Origin of the sequence: Micrococcus sp. HMSC31B01, from assembly GCF_001816085.1 — a bacterium.
Taxonomy (GTDB): Bacteria; Actinomycetota; Actinomycetes; order Actinomycetales; family Micrococcaceae; genus Micrococcus; species Micrococcus luteus.
In genome coordinates this window covers 1-567 of the sequence record NZ_KV824892.1, presented here as the reverse complement: position 1 = coordinate 567, position 567 = coordinate 1, and the positions used below count along the sequence as shown (strand labels likewise).

General features: G+C 77.4%; 1 pseudogene. It reads left to right on the top strand.

From position 1 onward, the window contains the following. Positions 1 to 567: pseudogene (locus HMPREF3105_RS01300) on the top strand (glycosyltransferase family 4 protein); the annotation flags it as partial.

Here is a 567-nt window from a genome sequence, read left to right as displayed (position 1 = left end):
ACGCAACAGAGTGGGCCGCCATGCGCTGCCCTTCGACGCGTCCGACGACGGCGACGGCGCGGCCGCCCCCGCCCGCCTGCTGGTGCACGCCAAGGACCTGCGGGCCCAGGTGGCCCCGGTGGCGCTGCTGCCGGTGCTCGCCGCCGCCGTCGCGACGCTGGCCGACCGCGGCCTCGACGCGCGGGTGACCGTGGAGGTCCAGGACACCGTGCAGGACGAGGACGCCCTGGCCGCGCTGCGCGCGGGCTGCGCCCACCACGGCTTCGAGCTGTGGCAGCACGACCGGCTCGACGACCCCGCCCTGCACGCGCTGCTGCGCGACGTGGACGTGTCCGTGCTGCCGTACCGCATCGGCACCCACTCGGGCTGGGTGGAGATGTGCCGGGACCTGGGGGTGCCGGTGGCCGTCGCGGACATCGGGCACATCGCGGACCAGTCCGGCGCCTGGTTGAGCCCCGACTCGCTCGCCGCGTTCGACCCGGAGGATCCCGACTCCCTCGCCGACGCGCTCGAGACGCTGGTGCGCGCCCGCGCGCGCACGGCCCCCGCCGACCCGGCCGCCCGGGC